Raw genomic sequence first — 14714 nt, forward strand, 5'->3', positions numbered from 1 at the left:
TGTTCCCTTTCCGGAACCTGCCGGCGGTACCGGCGGTTCTCTTATCCTTATCCAATTGCCCCCTGGCTGCGGGGAGCGGTGATCGTCATACGCCAGCAGCCGCCTTGTCCACCAGCCAGGTCAGGTCGCCCTCGGTCGTGATGTGGCTGGCGGGTTCCACCGGATCGCCGGCGCGTACGCGGGCGAAGACTTCGCGCTTGCCCGCGCCGGCCAGCATGAAGACCACGTGCCGGCTGGAATGGATCGCCGGATAGGTCAAAGTCAGCCGGGTATGGGGGGCGTCGTCGGGCACGCAGGTGGACACCCACAGCTTGCGCTCCTGCAATACCGGCTGGCGGGGGAAGAGCGAGGCGGTGTGGCCGTTATCGCCCAGCCCCAGCAGCACGACATCGAACAGCGGGCGGCCGGGCTGTAACTCCGCCGCGCCGTAGAGCGCCTGCAAGGCCGCCTGGTAGCGCGCGGCGGCATCCGCCGGGTCGCCGTCGGTGGGCATGGGATGCACCTGGGCCGGCGGGATGGCGACATGCGACAGCAGGGCTGCCTGCGTCATGGCGTAATTGCTGGCCGGATCTGAAGGCGGCACGAACCGCTCGTCGCCGAAGAACAGGTGGGTGCGCGCCCACGGGAAGCGGGTGGCGTAGTCCGCCGAGCCCAGGATTTCATACAGCCGCTTGGGCGTGGACCCGCCGGACAGCGCGACCACGAACGGACCATCCGTCTTGGCCAGCGCCTGTTCGGTCAGCCATTCGGCCATATGGTGGGCGATCGCCTCGCCATCGTCCAGCACGACCACCCGGCCGTTCGTCACATCATGACCCATTACGAATCCTCTCCGAGAATATAACGCTCGACCCCCACCGCGAACCCTTCCTCCTCGGACGAGGTGGTGACATGGGTGGCCTGCGCCTTGACCTCATCCGACGCCTGGCCCATCGCGATGGACAGGAAGCTGGGGCGGAACATCAGCACATCATTGGGCTGGTCGCCCAGTGTGGCGATCTGCGCCGCCGGAATGCCCAGCAGCCGCTCCAGCGCCGCCACCACGCCGCCCTTGTTGGCATCGTGGTGCGTGACATCGACATAATAAGGCTGGGACCGCGCGGCGGAGGCCGCATCGCCCAGCGCCTGCTGCAGATCGTGCTCGACCCGCTTCATCAGGTCCAGATCGTCGGACACGCCGGTGATCTTGACCACCTGGTCCAGCGCCGCGCCCACATCCGCGACCTTGGGCGGGAATTTCACCGTCCATTGCTCGCGCGCCACATGCGGGGCTTCGGCATTGGAGACGATCCAGTCATTGCCGTCATAGACCCACGGGTCGACCTTGTGGTCGCGCAGGATCTCCAGCGTGCGGCGCGCCACCTGCGGCGTGAGCGTGTGGGATTCGATCACCGAATAATCGGGACGCACGATCATGCCGCCGTTGAAGCCGGCAATCGGCTGATCGATCCGCAGCGGGTCGATAACCATCTTCATGCCCAGCGGCGGGCGGCCGCTGGTGATGGTGAACAGGATGCCCTTCTCGCGCAGCCGCTCCACGGCCCGGATCGCGCGCGGGGTGAGGATCTTCTCACGCGTGACCAGGGTTCCGTCGACATCGGCCAGTACCAGCCGGATGTGATCCGCGCCCATACGTTATTCTCCGTCCTTAAGGTCGGGCTCTGCCCGAACCCGGAAGGGGACAGTCGTCCCCTTCACCCCTGTTCGTTGCCCGACAACTGGTTTCCAAAGGCGACTGCCTTTGGTGGGGTGCGGGGCAAAGCCCCGCGAATCAGGCTCGCGGAAGAACATAGTCGTGCATCGCCTGTGCCCAGCCGCTTTGGGTGTTGGGGCCGGTTACGAAATGGGCGTGAGTCTTTACCGCGTCGGGCGCGTTGCCCATGGCGATGGCGACGCCGGCTTCGTCCAGCATCGGCACGTCGTTGTTCATGTCGCCGATGCACGCGACCTCGCTGATATCGACCTCCATCAGGCGGGCCAGTTCCATGGCCGCGTAGCCCTTGTTAGCCTGGGGGTGGGTGATATCGAGATAATAATCCGACGACCGATGGACGCTGGCGTGGCCGGCCAGCAGGGTGGCCAGCCGGGCTTCGGCCTGGGCCAGGCGGGGATAGTCGGCCGAGGCGCCCATGATCTTGCCGACATCATGATAATGGCCGGTGAAATCGGGCACCACCACCGGCTCGGTCTGCACCGTCTCGCGCTCGCGCGCCACATAGGGGCCGTGGGGGTCGGTGATCAGCCAGTCGCGGCCGATGAACAGCCAGGCGCTGACCTCGTCCTGATGCAGGGCGCCGACGGCCTCGCGCGTTGTCGCGGGGGCCAGCGACAGGCGGGAGAGGATGGTGCCGTCGGGCCGTGCGACCAGCCCGCCATTCAGCCCGGCATAGGGCGTGTCGATGCCCAGCGGGCCGAGGAACATCTCCATGCCGCGCGGGGCGCGGCTGCTGACCAGGCACAGCGTGATGCCCGCCGCGCGCAGGGCCCGCGCGGCCTCCAGCACCGGGTGGGTCAGGCGCTTGTCGGGCGTGACCAGCGTGCCGTCGATGTCGGAGACCACCATCCGGACACGCCCGGACGGGCCGGGACGCTGCGGCAATCCGGGCGCGCTCATGCGCCCAGCGCCAGCCAGTGGCGGCCGTCGCGGGCCAGCAGGGCGTCGGCCTCGACCGGGCCGGACGAGCCGGCGGCGTAGGCGCAGAGCGGCGCCGCACCGACATGCGCGCCCCAATCCAGCGCCGGCTGGACGACCTGCCACCCGGCTTCGATATTGTCGGCGCGCTGGAACAGGGTCGCGTCTCCGATCAGGCAATCGTAGATCAGCGTTTCGTAGCCGGTGCTGGGCCCGTCGCTGAACCATTCGGAATAATCGAACTTCATTCGCACGCCGCCCAGGCGCACGGTGGGGCCCGGCACCTTGGCGCCGAATTGCAGCGTCACGCCCTCGGTGGGCTGGATGTGCATGGTCATGATGTTGGGGGTCAGCCGCTCGACCGGCGTGTCGCGGAACAGCGCGTAGGGCGCGTGGCGGAAATGGATCGCGATCTCGGTCCGGCGCTCGGCCAGGCGCTTGCCGGTGCGCAGGTAGAACGGCACCCCGGCCCAGCGCCAGTTATCGACCGCCAGCTTCATCGCCACATAGGTTTCGGTCTGCGAATCCGGGGCCACGTCGGGCTCGTCGCGATAGGCGGGCACGTCCTCGCCGCCCAGCATGCCGGCGACATACTGGCCGCGCACCACATCGTCGGCGCCCACGCAATGGGCGGCCTTCAGCACCTTCGATTTCTCGTCGCGCACCGCGTCGGCGTCGAACGAGACCGGGGCCTCCATCGCCGTCATGGCCAGGAGCTGCATCAGATGGTTGGGCACCATGTCGCGCAGGGCGCCCGTGCCCTCGTAGAAGCGGCCGCGCCGTTCCACCCCCACGGTTTCGGCCGCCGTGATCTGGACGTGGTCGATATTCTGCCGGTTCCACAGGGGCTCGAAGAACCCGTTGGAAAAGCGCAGGGCCATGATGTTCTGGACCGTTTCCTTGCCCAGATAATGGTCGATCCGATAGATCTGCCGTTCGCGCAGCACGCCCAGCAGGCGGCGGTTCAGTTCCCGCGCCGATTGCAGATCGTGGCCGAAGGGCTTTTCGACGATCACGCGGCGGAAGGTGCCGTTGCCGTTGGCCTCGGTCACCAGGCCGGATTCACCCAGGCGGTCGCTGATGGCGCCGAAGAAGCGGGCGGCGACGGCCAGGTAGAACACGGCATTGCCCGACCCGATCCGCTCGCTGAGGCTGGCATAGGTCGACGCTTCCTCGAACGAGCCGCGCAGGTAGGAAATCCGGCTGCTCAGCCAGGTCCACATATCCTCGCGCAGGGTGGCGGCGGCGGTGCCGCGTCGGGCCACGAATTCCTGCAGGGCCTCGTTGAACTGCGCGCGCAGCACCTCGTCGGACAGATCGGCCCAGTCCACGGCGACGATCGAGAATCCCTCATCCAGCAGTCCGGCACAGGCCAGATTGTAGATGGCGGGCACCAGCAGGCGCTTCGTCAGGTCGCCGCCGCCACCGAAGATGACGAAGACGCATGGCGGGGCACGCCGTGGCGGAGGGCTGCTCCCTTCGATCTCGGAGGACGCGGAGGCGATGATTCCATCCATGTGGGGCGTTTCCCTGCACTGTTTCCATCTGATGTTGTGGACACTGAGGGTTCTGCTAAGGATCTCTTCTTTTTCTGAAGAAAAAGAAGCAAAAAGACTTTTATCCGTTCGGGGACATCGTGTGCCCCAAGCACAAGGAGGCTGAACGAATCAAAGTTTTTTGGTTCTTTTTTTTCAAAAAAGAACGAAGACCGCCGCCCCTTCGTCGTTGGTCCACAACATGATCATTCTTCTTCTGCCTGCCCGTGGAACGCATTCCACAGGCAGGAGCTTACCGTTCCTGAAAGACTGGTCTTACTTTTTCTCGACATGCCCGCCGAAGCCGAAGCGCATGGCGGACAGGATCTTCTCGGCGTAGTTGTTGCCGGTGCGCGAGCGGAAGCGCGTGAACAGCGAGGCGGTGATGACCGGGGCCGGCACCGATTCCTCGATCGCGGCTTCGAGCGTCCAGCGGCCTTCGCCGGAATCCGCGACCTCGCCGGTGAATTCGGACAGAGACGCGTTCTTGGCCAACGCCTCTGCCGTCAGGTCCAGCAGCCACGAGGACACCACGCTGCCGCGGCGCCAGACTTCGGCGATGTCGGCCATGTTCAGGTCGAAACGCTGGTCCTCGGGCAGGAGCGGCGAGTTCTTGGTCTTCATGATGTCGAAGCCTTCGGCGAAGGCCTGCATCATGCCGTATTCGATGCCGTTATGGACCATCTTCACGAAATGGCCCGAACCGGCGGGGCCGCAATGCAGATAGCCCTTCTCGGCGCGGGGATCGAGGTCCGGCTTGTCGCGGTCGGGGGTGGGGGGCACGTCGCCCTTGCCCGGCGCCAGGGCGTCCAGGATCGGGTCGATATGGTCGGCGGAATCCTTGCTGCCGCCGTACATCATGCAATAGCCGCGCTCCAGGCCCCACACACCGCCGGAGGTGCCGACGTCGATATAGTGGATGCCCTTTTCCGCCAGCTGGGCGGCGCGGCGGATATCGTCCTTGTAATAGCTGTTGCCGCCGTCGATCAGGATGTCGTCGCTTCCCAGCAGGCCGGCCAGTTCCTGCACCGCTGCCTCGGTGATCTCGCCGGCGGGCAGCATGACCCACACGATCTTGCGCGAGGCCGTCAGCTTGCCCACCAGGTCGGCCACGCTGTCGGCGGCGATGCCGCGCCCGCCTTCGGTCCGGTCGCGGACCTTGCCCACCGTGGCGGGATCGCGGTCGAACAGGACCACGTCATGCCCGTGGCGCGACAGGCGGACGGCGATGTTGCCGCCCATGCGGCCCAGGCCGATGATGCCGATTTGCATAATGTTACGTCTCCATGGCGCGGTACAGCGCCGCGCATAAGCCAGCCCCCGGACAACTCATTCATGAAACCGGGGGTGCCCCGCCCGCGTGGCGGGCGGGGCCGTCCAGATGTCAGAGGGCGGCGCCGATCGCCTGGCCCAGTGCCCGCAGGCCCGATGCCAGATCGCCCGTGATGTGCACCCGTAGCGCGCGCCGGCCACGTTCGGCCAGGACGTCGAAATCGCCCCGCGCCTGCGCGGCCTTGACCACGCCGAACGTGTATTTCTCGCCCGGAACCGGCAGGTCGGCCACATCGTCCGCCGTGATCTGCAGGAACACGCCGCTGTTGGGCCCGCCCTTGTAGGCCTGCCCGGTCGAGTGCAGGAAGCGCGGTCCGAATTCCGCCGCCGTCGCCACCTTCAGCGCGTCGCGGATGGTCAGGCGGGTGGCCTGAATCCACTCGATGGTAGCGGCATCGCGCTCCACATAGGCCAGCAGGCCGACATAATCGCCCGCGCCAACCCGGCCGAAATGGGCCTTGAGGATGTCGGCCGTCGAAGCCCCCTTGAGCGCCGCCGCGTTGGCCGCGTCGGCGAAGAAGGCAAAGGCGCCGTCGGTCGCGAACGGGGTTTCCGCCGGCAGGGTGCCGGTTTCGTTATAGGCGGTCGTCAGCTTCTTGGTTTCGACCTTCGAGGCCTCGACATCCGGCTGGTCGAACGGGTCGATCCCCAGGATCGAGCCGGCGACGGCGGTGGCGAATTCCCAGCGGAAGAATTCCTGCGCGATCTGGCGCGGATGGTGCAGCGTGATCGTCACCACCGGCTCGCCGGCCGCGACCAGGGCGCGGATCGCCTCGTCCTGCTCGGCGTCGGGCTTCGAGGCCAGGCGCAGATAGGCGAAGACGCGGTCCTTGCCGTACAGCGCGGGCGCGCCCAGCGTTTCCTGATCGATCGGCACCAGGCCCTTGCCGATCTTGCCGGTCGATTCCGCGATGAGCTGTTCCAGCCACGCGCCCAGATCGTGGATGCCGGGCGAGGCGACGATGGTCACCTTGTCACGGCCGAACTGCGTGGCGGCGACACCCAGCACGGTGCCCAGCAGCACGCCCGGATTGAGCGTCGGCGGCACCGAGGCGGCGGACGCGCGGGCACCATAGAGCGCGCTGTCCAGGAATTCCTTGAGCGCCACGCCGGAGGCGGCAGCCGGGACGATGCCGAAATTCGACAGCACCGAATAGCGGCCGCCGATTTCCTTCTCGCCGTAGAAGATCTTCCAGAACCCGTCCTTCTTCGCGACCTCTTCCATGTGCGAGCCCGGATCGGTCACCGCCACGAAATGGCTGCCGACCGCCTCACCCAGCACCTTCTTCGCGGCCTCGAAGAAATAGGCCTTGAGGATGTTGGGCTCCAGCGTGCCGCCCGATTTGGACGAGACGATGAACAGCGTCTTCGCGAGGTCGATCTTCTTCTCGAACGCGCGGATCTGCTGCGGGTCGGTGCTGTCGAGCACGTAGAGGTGCGGGAAGCCCTCATGCTTGCCGAAGGTTTCGGCCAGCACTTCCGGACCGAGGCTCGATCCGCCCATGCCCAGCAGCAGGATGTCGGTGAAGCCCTTTGCCTTCACCTCGGCCTGGAAGGCTTCCAGCGCCGGCAGGTCGGCCAGGCGGTCATCGACGATGCCGAGCCATTTCAGCCATTTGGCCTCGTCCTTGCCGGTCCACACCGTGGCGTCGCGCGCCCAGATGCGGCGGACGGTGCCGTCCTGGCGCCAGGATTCGAGGCTGGCCTTCACCGCCGTGTCGATCTCGGCCGGCAGGTCCAGCTTCGTCTCGGTCAGATGCGCGCCCAGCAGCGCGTTCTGCTTGCGCGCGACCGTGCCCAGCAGGTCGTCGAACGCATCGGCGAAGGAGGCCACGCCTTCATCGACCAGCGTGACGGTCACGCCGGCCAGGTCCAGCCCCAGGCGCTCGGCCTCGGCCAGCACGTGGCGCGCGCCCTCGACATCCTCGGTCAGCGAGGCGCGGACCTTGCCGTGGTCGCGGAAGGCGTCGAACGTCGCGGGCGGGATGGTGTTGACCGTCTCGGGCCCGATCAGTTCCTCGACATACAGCACGTCGCTGTAGGCCTTGTCCTTGGTGCCGGTGCTGGCCCACAGCAGGCGCTGCGTCTGCGCGCCCAGCGCCGCCAGCTTCTGCCAGCGCTCGGACTTCGTGACCTCCTGCCAATGGACATAGGCCAGCTTGGCGTTGGCGATGGCGACCTTGCCGCGCAGGGCCTTCAGGGCCTCGGCGTCCTTGTCGCCGGCGGCCACGCGCTGGTCGATCGTCTTGTCGATCTTGCCGTCGATGCGGCTGACGAAGAAGGAGGCGACGCTTGCGATGCCCGAAACCGGCAGCCCCTTGGCGTGCCGGTCTTCCAGGCCCGCGATATAGGCTTCCAGCACCGATTTGTAGGCGTCGAGCGAGAAGAGCAGCGTGACGTTGATGCTCAGCCCGTCGGCGATGACGGTGCGCACGGCGGGCGCGCCCTCGTCGGTGCCGGGGATCTTGATCATCAGGTTACGGGCATCGACCGCCTTCCACAGGCGGCGGGCCTCGTCGACCGTGCCGCGCGTGTCGCGCGCCAGGTAGGGCGAGACTTCGAGGCTGACATAGCCGTCCAGACCCTTGGTGGCCTCATAGACCGGGTACAGGACCTTCGCCGCCGCCTTGATGTCGTCGATGGCCATGGTCTCGTACAAGGTGCCGGCATCGACGATGCGATGGGCCAGGATGTCCTTGTATTGCGGGTCGTAATCCGTGCCCTGGCCCATCGCCTTCTGGAAGATGGCGGGGTTGGAGGTCACGCCCTTCAGCCCGTCCTCGTCCACCAGCTTCGTCAGGCTGCCGTTCTCGGTGTACGACCGCTGGATGAAGTCCAGCCAGGGGGACTGGCCGAATGATTCGAGCGTCTTCAGCGGATTGGCGCTGCCCTGCACACCCGCCTTGTTTACGACGTTCATGGTGTTGCTCCTTCAGATTCATGGCGGGCGATAGCCGGCGCCGGGCTGGCCATCCCCGTCTCTTTCCGATCAATCCGGGCCGGGCCGCCCCCTCGCCGGGGGCGGCCACGGGTGATCATTTGGCCAGCAGCGCGCGGGCCTGTGCCAGCACGGCGTCAACCGTGAAACCGAACTTCTTCATCAGCGCGCCGGCCGGGGCGGAGGCGCCGAAGCCATGCATGGCGATGATCGCGCCCTGCAGCCCGACATAGCGGTCCCAGCCGATCGGCGACGCCATCTCGACCGCCACGCGGGCGGTGACGGAGGGCGGCAGCACGCTGTCGCGGTATTCCTGCGGCTGGGCCTCGAACAGGTCCCAGGACGGCATGGACACCACGCGCGCCTTCACGCCCTCGGCCTTCAGCGTCTCGTATGCCGCGACCACGAGGCTGACCTCGCTGCCGGTCGCCATCAGGATGATGTCGGGCGTGCCGTCGCTGTCGGCCAGTACATAGGCGCCCTTGGCCAGGCCGGAAGCCGGGGCGTAGACGCTGCGGTCGAGCGTCGGCAGGTTCTGGCGGCTGAGGATCAGCACCGACGGGCGGTCGGTCATCGGGATCAGCGTGCGCCAAGCCTCGGCGACCTCGTTGGCGTCGGCGGGGCGCAGGGTGGTCACGCCCGGTGTCGCGCGGAGTTGCACCAGTTGCTCGATCGGCTGGTGGGTCGGGCCGTCCTCGCCCACGCCGATCGAATCATGGGTGAAGATATACACCACCGGCTGGTGCATCAGCGCCGAGAGGCGGATCGGCGGCTTCATGTAATCCGAGAAGATCAGGAAGCCCGAGCAATAGGCCCGGATGCCCGCCAGCGAGATACCGTTGCAGATCGAGCCCATGGCATGCTCGCGCACGCCGAAATGCAGGTTGCGCCCGCCATAGGTGCCGTTCCATTCCGGCGGCTGGAACGCGCCCGCGCCCTGGAAGGTCAGGTTGGTCTTGGTCGAGGGCGACAGGTCGGCCGAGCCGCCGATCAGCCACGGCAGGTTCGGCGCGATGGCGTTCAGCACCTCGCCCGAGCTCTGGCGCGAGGCCACGCCCTTGGCGCTGGCCTCGTAGGTCGGGATGTCCTTGTCCCAGCCGGCGGGCAGGCTGCCGGACAGGATCGCGTCCAGTTCCTTCGCCAGATCCGGGTATTCCTTGGCGTAGGCGGTGTACAGCGCCTTCCACTGCGCGCTGGCCGCGGCGCCGCGGGCGCCGAGCCCCTTCTGGAAGTACGCCTGCGCGCCGTCGGGGACGTAAAACGTTTTCTCTTCAGGCCAGCCGTAAGCCTTTTTGGCGCCGCGGATCTCCTCGTCACCCAGCGGCTCGCCATGGGCCGAGGCCGTGCCGGCCTTCTTGGGGGCGCCGAAGCCGATGACGGAATGGACGATGATCAGGGTCGGGCGGCTGGTCTCGGCCTTGGCGTCGGCCAGGGCGGCCAGGAATGCCGCCTGGTCGTTGGCGTCGCCGACTTCCAGCACGTGCCAGCCATAGCCCTCGAAGCGCTTGCCGACATTCTCGGTGAAGGCGATGTCGGTCGAGCCTTCGATCGAGATCCGGTTGCTGTCGTAGATCCAGGTCAGGTTGCCCAGCTTCAGGTGGCCGGCGGTCGAGGCGGCCTCGCTGGCCACGCCTTCCATCATGTCGCCGTCACCGCAGAAGGTGTAGGTGTGATAGTCGAACAGGTCGAAGCCCGGCTTGTTGAAGCGCGCGGCCAGCCATTTCTCGGCGATCGCCATGCCGACGGAATTGCCGCAGCCCTGGCCCAGCGGGCCGGTCGTGGTCTCGACGCCAGCCGTGTGGTGGTATTCCGGATGGCCGGGGGTGCGGGAGTCAAGCTGGCGGAACTGCTCCAGGTCCTGCAGCGTCAGCGCCGGGGCGTCCAGCACCTTGCCGTGCTTCACGTCGCGCACGCCGGCCAGGTAGATCAGCGAGTAGATGAGCATCGACGCGTGACCGATCGAGAGCACGAAACGGTCGCGGTTCGGCCACAGCGGGTCGGCCGGGTCGTAGTTCAGAACGTTCTGCCACAGCGCAAAGGCGGGGGCCGCCATGGCCATCGGCGTGCCCGGATGCCCCGAGTTCGCCTTCTGGACGGCATCCATCGACAGCGTGCGAATGGTGTCGATGCACAGCAGGTCCTCGGCGGACGGCCCAGCCGCCCCACCCTCGAACGCCCGGACGGGCTGGGTGATCATAGAACGCATTAAACCATCTTCTCCGTATGGGGGTGACCCTGTCTCGCTCATCTGACCGGGCTCCGCGCCCGACAACCGCGCCATGCGACAACGCGCATGGCAGCGGACAAGCTTCGTCACAGATGGGCGGGCGATGACCCGTCCATTGGGACCTTGTTCTTCATATTTTTGTCATCCGGTTATGGTCTTGACAGTCAGACCGGATGAAAGAACCGGGGCAACCTTCTCACGGTCTCCCCTCCCTGGGCAAGTCGCCTCGCAACTCCGGAGCGGCCGCAGGCATTAGAGCGCCCCTGCGCGGCAGGTTTCCAGTACCGGATATTCACGAATCCTCGACCGGTTTTCCGAAACACGGATTTTCCACGCGACGCCGGACAGGCCATAAGAGAATTTGGGCAAAAGGAGACCGCCTATGCCGCCATCCCCCCTTCCGATGTCGGATCATTGCGATGGGCGCCGATTCTTCAACCCGGCCTCCATCCTGCCCGTGCCGCCGCGCGCCCGGCATGTCGGGCTGGGGGAGATCCTGAGCTGGCAGTGGCGCCGGCGGCGGCTGGCCGTCTGGTCCGCCCCGCCCCCGCCGCCGCCCGTGGGCGACCCGCATGCGCTGCCCGCCCCCGGCACCGCGCATGTCACCTTCATCGGGCACAGCACCTTCCTGCTGCGCCTGCCGCGCGCCGACGGCACGGTGCTGACGGTGCTGACCGATCCGGTATTCTCCGACCGCTGCTCGCCGGTCCGCTGGGCCGGGCCGCGCCGCGTGCTGCCGCCGGGGCGCGGGCTGGACACCCTGCCCCGCGTGGACCTGGTGCTGGTGTCACACTGCCATTACGACCATCTGGACCTGCCCAGCCTGGCCGCGCTGGGCCGCCGCGACGCGCCTGCGGTCATCACCGCGCCGGGCAATGCGCGCCATATCCGCAAGGCGGGCCTGCGCGACATCGTGGAATGCGACTGGTGGGAGAGCCATGATTTTGGCGGGATGCGCATCACCAGCACCCCGGCGCGGCACGGATCGGCGCGGACGCCCTTCGACGCCAACCGGGCGCTGTGGTGCGGGTTCGACATCCGCCCGGCCGGCGGGGGGCCGGCGCCCTCGGTCTTCTTTGCCGGGGACAGCGGCCATGGGCGCCACTGGGCGCAGATCCGCGCGCGGCTGGGCGCGCCGGATATCGCGCTGCTGCCGGTCGGTGCCTATGACCCGCGCTTTCTGATGGAGCCGGTGCATGTCACCCCCGAGGAAGCGGTCTCGGCCCTGATCGACCTGGAGGCCGGGCAGGCGGTGGGCATGCATTACGGCACCTTTCGCCTGACCGACGAACCCTATGACGAGCCGTTGCGCCGGCTGGCCGTCGCCCGTGCGGCCGCCGGGCTGGCGGCGGAGCGGTTCGTGGAGTTGGGCCATGGGGAATGCCGCGTCATGGCCGCCGGGCGGGCCGTCATGCATCGCGGCCTCGCGCCACAGGGCGCCAGCGGCTAGAACCCGATCCAGATGACCCGCAGCGAGGCCGCGATGACCCAGACCGATCCCGAAACCCCGACCGCCCCCCCGACCGCCCCGATGAATGCCCCGGTGGATGAAGACGCCGCGTCCTTCACCCCCGAGCAGATCGCCCGCCTGTTCCTGGACGCCGCGCGCGACGGCCAGGCCGACCTGGTGGCCAGCTTTCTCGCAGCCGGGATGGACCCCGACACCCGCAACGAGCGCGGGCATTCGGCGCTGATCCTGGCGGCCTATAACAGCCATGCCGATACCGTCGCCGCCCTGCTGGCCGGGGGCGCCAGCGTGGACCTGCGCGACGACAAGGGGGCGACGGCGCTGGCCGGCGTGGCCTTCAAGGGCGATCTGGCGGTGGCGCGGCAGCTGATTGCGGCCGGGGCGGCGATCGATGCGCCGAACCATGCCGGGCGCACGCCGCTGATCTTCGCCGTGATGTTCAACCGGGGCGCCATGGCTGCCTTCCTGCTGGAGAGCGGGGCCGACCCCGACCTGCGCGACGGCGAGGGCAACAGCGCGCGCCTGCTGGCGGCGCAGTTGGGGCTGACCGACATCACGGCCCTGATGCCGCCAGCCGCCTGACGGCCATGCCGGACGGGCCGTTCCCGTCCGGCGTCTGGTGGATTAGAACGAACGCGGCCCGGCACCCTGCCGGGCCATTTCCATGTCTAGCGTCAGCGGAACCCGTCATGAGCCGTTTCTGGAGCCCGATCGTCCACAGCCTGACGCCCTATGTCCCCGGCGAGCAGCCGAAACTGGCGAACCTGATCAAGCTCAACACCAACGAATCGCCCTATGGGCCCTCGCCCGCCGCGCTGGCGGCCATTCGTGCCGCCGCCGACGACACGCTGCGCCTGTATCCGGACCCGGCATCGGACCGGCTGCGCGCAGCCATCGCCCAGGCGCATGGGGTAGGGATGGAGCATGTCTTCATCGGCAACGGGTCGGACGAGGTGCTGGCCCATACGTTCCAGGCGCTGTTGCAGCATGACGCGCCGCTGCTGACGCCCGACATCACCTACAGCTTCTATCCGGTCTATTGCGGCCTGTACGGCATCGCGCACCAGCCGGTGCCGCTGGATGGGGCGATGCGTGTGGATGTCGAGGCCTATCTCCGCCCCTGCGGCGGCATCGTGCTGCCGAACCCCAACGCGCCCACCGGCATCGCGCTGGGGCTGGACGAGATCGCGACCCTGCTGCGCGCCCACCCCGAGCGGGTGGTGGTGATCGACGAGGCCTATGTCGATTTCGGCGCCGACAGCGCGATTCCGCTGGTGCGCGAGTACCCCAACCTGCTGGTGGTGCGCACCCTGTCCAAATCGCACGGTCTGGCGGGGCTGCGCGTGGGCTATGCGATCGGCCAGCCGGACCTGATCGAGGCGCTGAACCGCGTCAAGGACAGCTTCAATTCCTATCCGCTGGACCGTCTGGCCCAGGCCGGCGCGGAAGCGGCGATCGCCGATCGGGAATGGCTTGCGCGAACCACGGGAAAGATCATAGAAACGCGAAGCGGGCTGGTCTCCAGCCTGAAGAATCTGGGGTTCGAGGTCCTGCCCTCGCAGGCGAATTTCGTGTTCGCCCGCCACCCTGATCGTGACGCCGCTGCCCTGGCCGCCGCCCTGCGGGAGCGGTCGATCATCGTGCGTCACTTCAGGACACCCCGGATCGCGGAATGGCTGCGCATCACGGTGGGCACCGACGAGGAATGTCGGAGCCTGGCCGAGGCGCTGAAAGCCATCCTGAACCGAAACGCGGACTGACCGCCGATCCGCCACCGGATACGGGCCCATGGCGCCCCCGGTGGGGGCGCCGTGCGGCCAGGGACTTCTTGTACCCGCTTATGGCCGTTCGCGCGTCTGGCGCGTTTCTTTATCTCTGCCCGGGCCCGCCCGGCCGTTTTTCATTTTTTCACATGGACACCACCATCATGCGCGCATTCCACGGCCAGATGTCCGACAACCAGCCGATCCGGCGCACGCACGCCGAAAAGCAGAAGCAACTGCGCGACCTGCGCGAGACGCTTGCGACCATGAAGTCGCACACCGCCCCCACCCTGCGCGAAAGCGTGCAGAAGCGCATCCGCCAGCTTGAAGCCGAGCTGGCCGCCGCCCCGGTGCTGAAGGAATCCAACGCCGGCCCGCGCAACCCGCGCCCCGAAGGCCGCGGCCCCCGCCCTGCCGGCGGCACGCCGCGCCGGACGCGTTCGATCTGATACCGGCTGAGGCTTGGGTTATCCCCGGCAAGGGCGTTGCCCTTGAACCCACCAAAGGGCAGTCCCCTCCGTTGGCATTCCATCGGCCGTTCCGGCCGACGGAACCTTGGCCAACTCCGCCCTTTGGAAACCCATTCGTTGTCAGATGATTGGGGTGCGGGGCCTCGGAGCCCTGCCGGTTCCTCCGGCACTAATACCAGTTTGAAACAAGGGAAAGCCTGCCCGGCACCGTGGGCTGGTGAGTGGGAGCGGCCTTGATGGCCGTGTTGGGGTGGACGGCCCCCACGGCATCATGTGCCAAGGTTCAGGGGGTCATCACACTGAACCCAGGAGCCGCCCATGAGCGAGTTTAAACGCATTGCCATCGACA

The 14714-nt window shown here is 67.4% G+C and carries 11 protein-coding genes; 4 read left to right on the plus strand and 7 right to left on the minus strand.

What is annotated here, in order from left to right:
* Positions 1–85: 85 nt before the first annotated feature.
* The 7 genes from pgl to tkt form a co-directional block, all read right to left on the minus strand.
* Positions 86–820: a 6-phosphogluconolactonase gene (pgl, locus tag HLH29_RS11285; protein ID WP_182966808.1), complete on the minus strand. Its 735-nt coding sequence runs from the start codon at positions 818–820 to the stop codon at positions 86–88.
* Positions 820–1632 carry a Cof-type HAD-IIB family hydrolase gene (locus HLH29_RS11290; RefSeq protein ID WP_182966809.1) on the minus strand — a complete coding sequence of 271 codons (813 nt, stop codon included), beginning with the start codon at positions 1630–1632 and terminating at the stop codon, positions 820–822. Before HLH29_RS11290 ends, pgl begins: the two co-directional genes overlap by 1 nt.
* A gap of 139 nt (positions 1633–1771) precedes the next feature.
* Positions 1772–2614, minus strand: a complete 843-nt coding sequence (locus HLH29_RS11295; protein WP_182966811.1) for a Cof-type HAD-IIB family hydrolase — start codon at positions 2612–2614, stop codon at positions 1772–1774.
* A complete protein-coding gene (gene zwf / locus HLH29_RS11300; RefSeq protein ID WP_182966813.1) occupies positions 2611–4149 on the minus strand; it encodes a glucose-6-phosphate dehydrogenase in 1539 nt (512 codons plus the stop codon). Before zwf ends, HLH29_RS11295 begins: the two co-directional genes overlap by 4 nt.
* 294 nt (positions 4150–4443) lie before the next feature.
* The gene (gene gnd / locus HLH29_RS11305; protein ID WP_182966815.1) at positions 4444–5439 is read right to left on the minus strand and encodes a phosphogluconate dehydrogenase (NAD(+)-dependent, decarboxylating); all 996 of its coding nucleotides are present in this window, start codon (positions 5437–5439) and stop codon (positions 4444–4446) included.
* A gap of 112 nt (positions 5440–5551) precedes the next feature.
* Positions 5552–8419, minus strand: coding sequence for a bifunctional transaldolase/phosoglucose isomerase (locus HLH29_RS11310; protein WP_182966817.1), 2868 nt, complete (start codon positions 8417–8419; stop codon positions 5552–5554).
* 115 nt (positions 8420–8534) lie between these two features.
* Positions 8535–10643 (minus strand): transketolase, encoded by a 2109-nt coding sequence (gene tkt / locus HLH29_RS11315; RefSeq protein ID WP_182966819.1) that lies wholly within the window; start codon positions 10641–10643, stop codon positions 8535–8537.
* A gap of 403 nt (positions 10644–11046) precedes the next feature.
* Between tkt and HLH29_RS11320 the strand changes: the two genes are divergently transcribed.
* The 4 genes from HLH29_RS11320 (at position 11047) to HLH29_RS11335 (ending at position 14344) form a co-directional block, all read left to right on the plus strand.
* Positions 11047–12114 carry an MBL fold metallo-hydrolase gene (locus HLH29_RS11320; protein WP_182966821.1) on the plus strand — a complete coding sequence of 356 codons (1068 nt, stop codon included), beginning with the start codon at positions 11047–11049 and terminating at the stop codon, positions 12112–12114.
* A gap of 81 nt (positions 12115–12195) precedes the next feature.
* The gene (locus HLH29_RS11325) at positions 12196–12714 is read left to right on the plus strand and encodes an ankyrin repeat domain-containing protein (RefSeq protein WP_182966855.1); all 519 of its coding nucleotides are present in this window, start codon (positions 12196–12198) and stop codon (positions 12712–12714) included.
* A gap of 107 nt (positions 12715–12821) precedes the next feature.
* Positions 12822–13892 (plus strand): histidinol-phosphate transaminase, encoded by a 1071-nt coding sequence (gene hisC, locus HLH29_RS11330; protein ID WP_182966823.1) that lies wholly within the window; start codon positions 12822–12824, stop codon positions 13890–13892.
* 167 nt (positions 13893–14059) lie between these two features.
* Positions 14060–14344: a hypothetical protein gene (locus HLH29_RS11335; protein ID WP_182966825.1), complete on the plus strand. Its 285-nt coding sequence runs from the start codon at positions 14060–14062 to the stop codon at positions 14342–14344.
* Positions 14345–14714 lie beyond the last annotated feature (370 nt).

The organism is Gluconacetobacter tumulicola (assembly GCF_014174215.1).
Taxonomy (GTDB): Bacteria; Pseudomonadota; Alphaproteobacteria; order Acetobacterales; family Acetobacteraceae; genus Gluconacetobacter; species Gluconacetobacter tumulicola.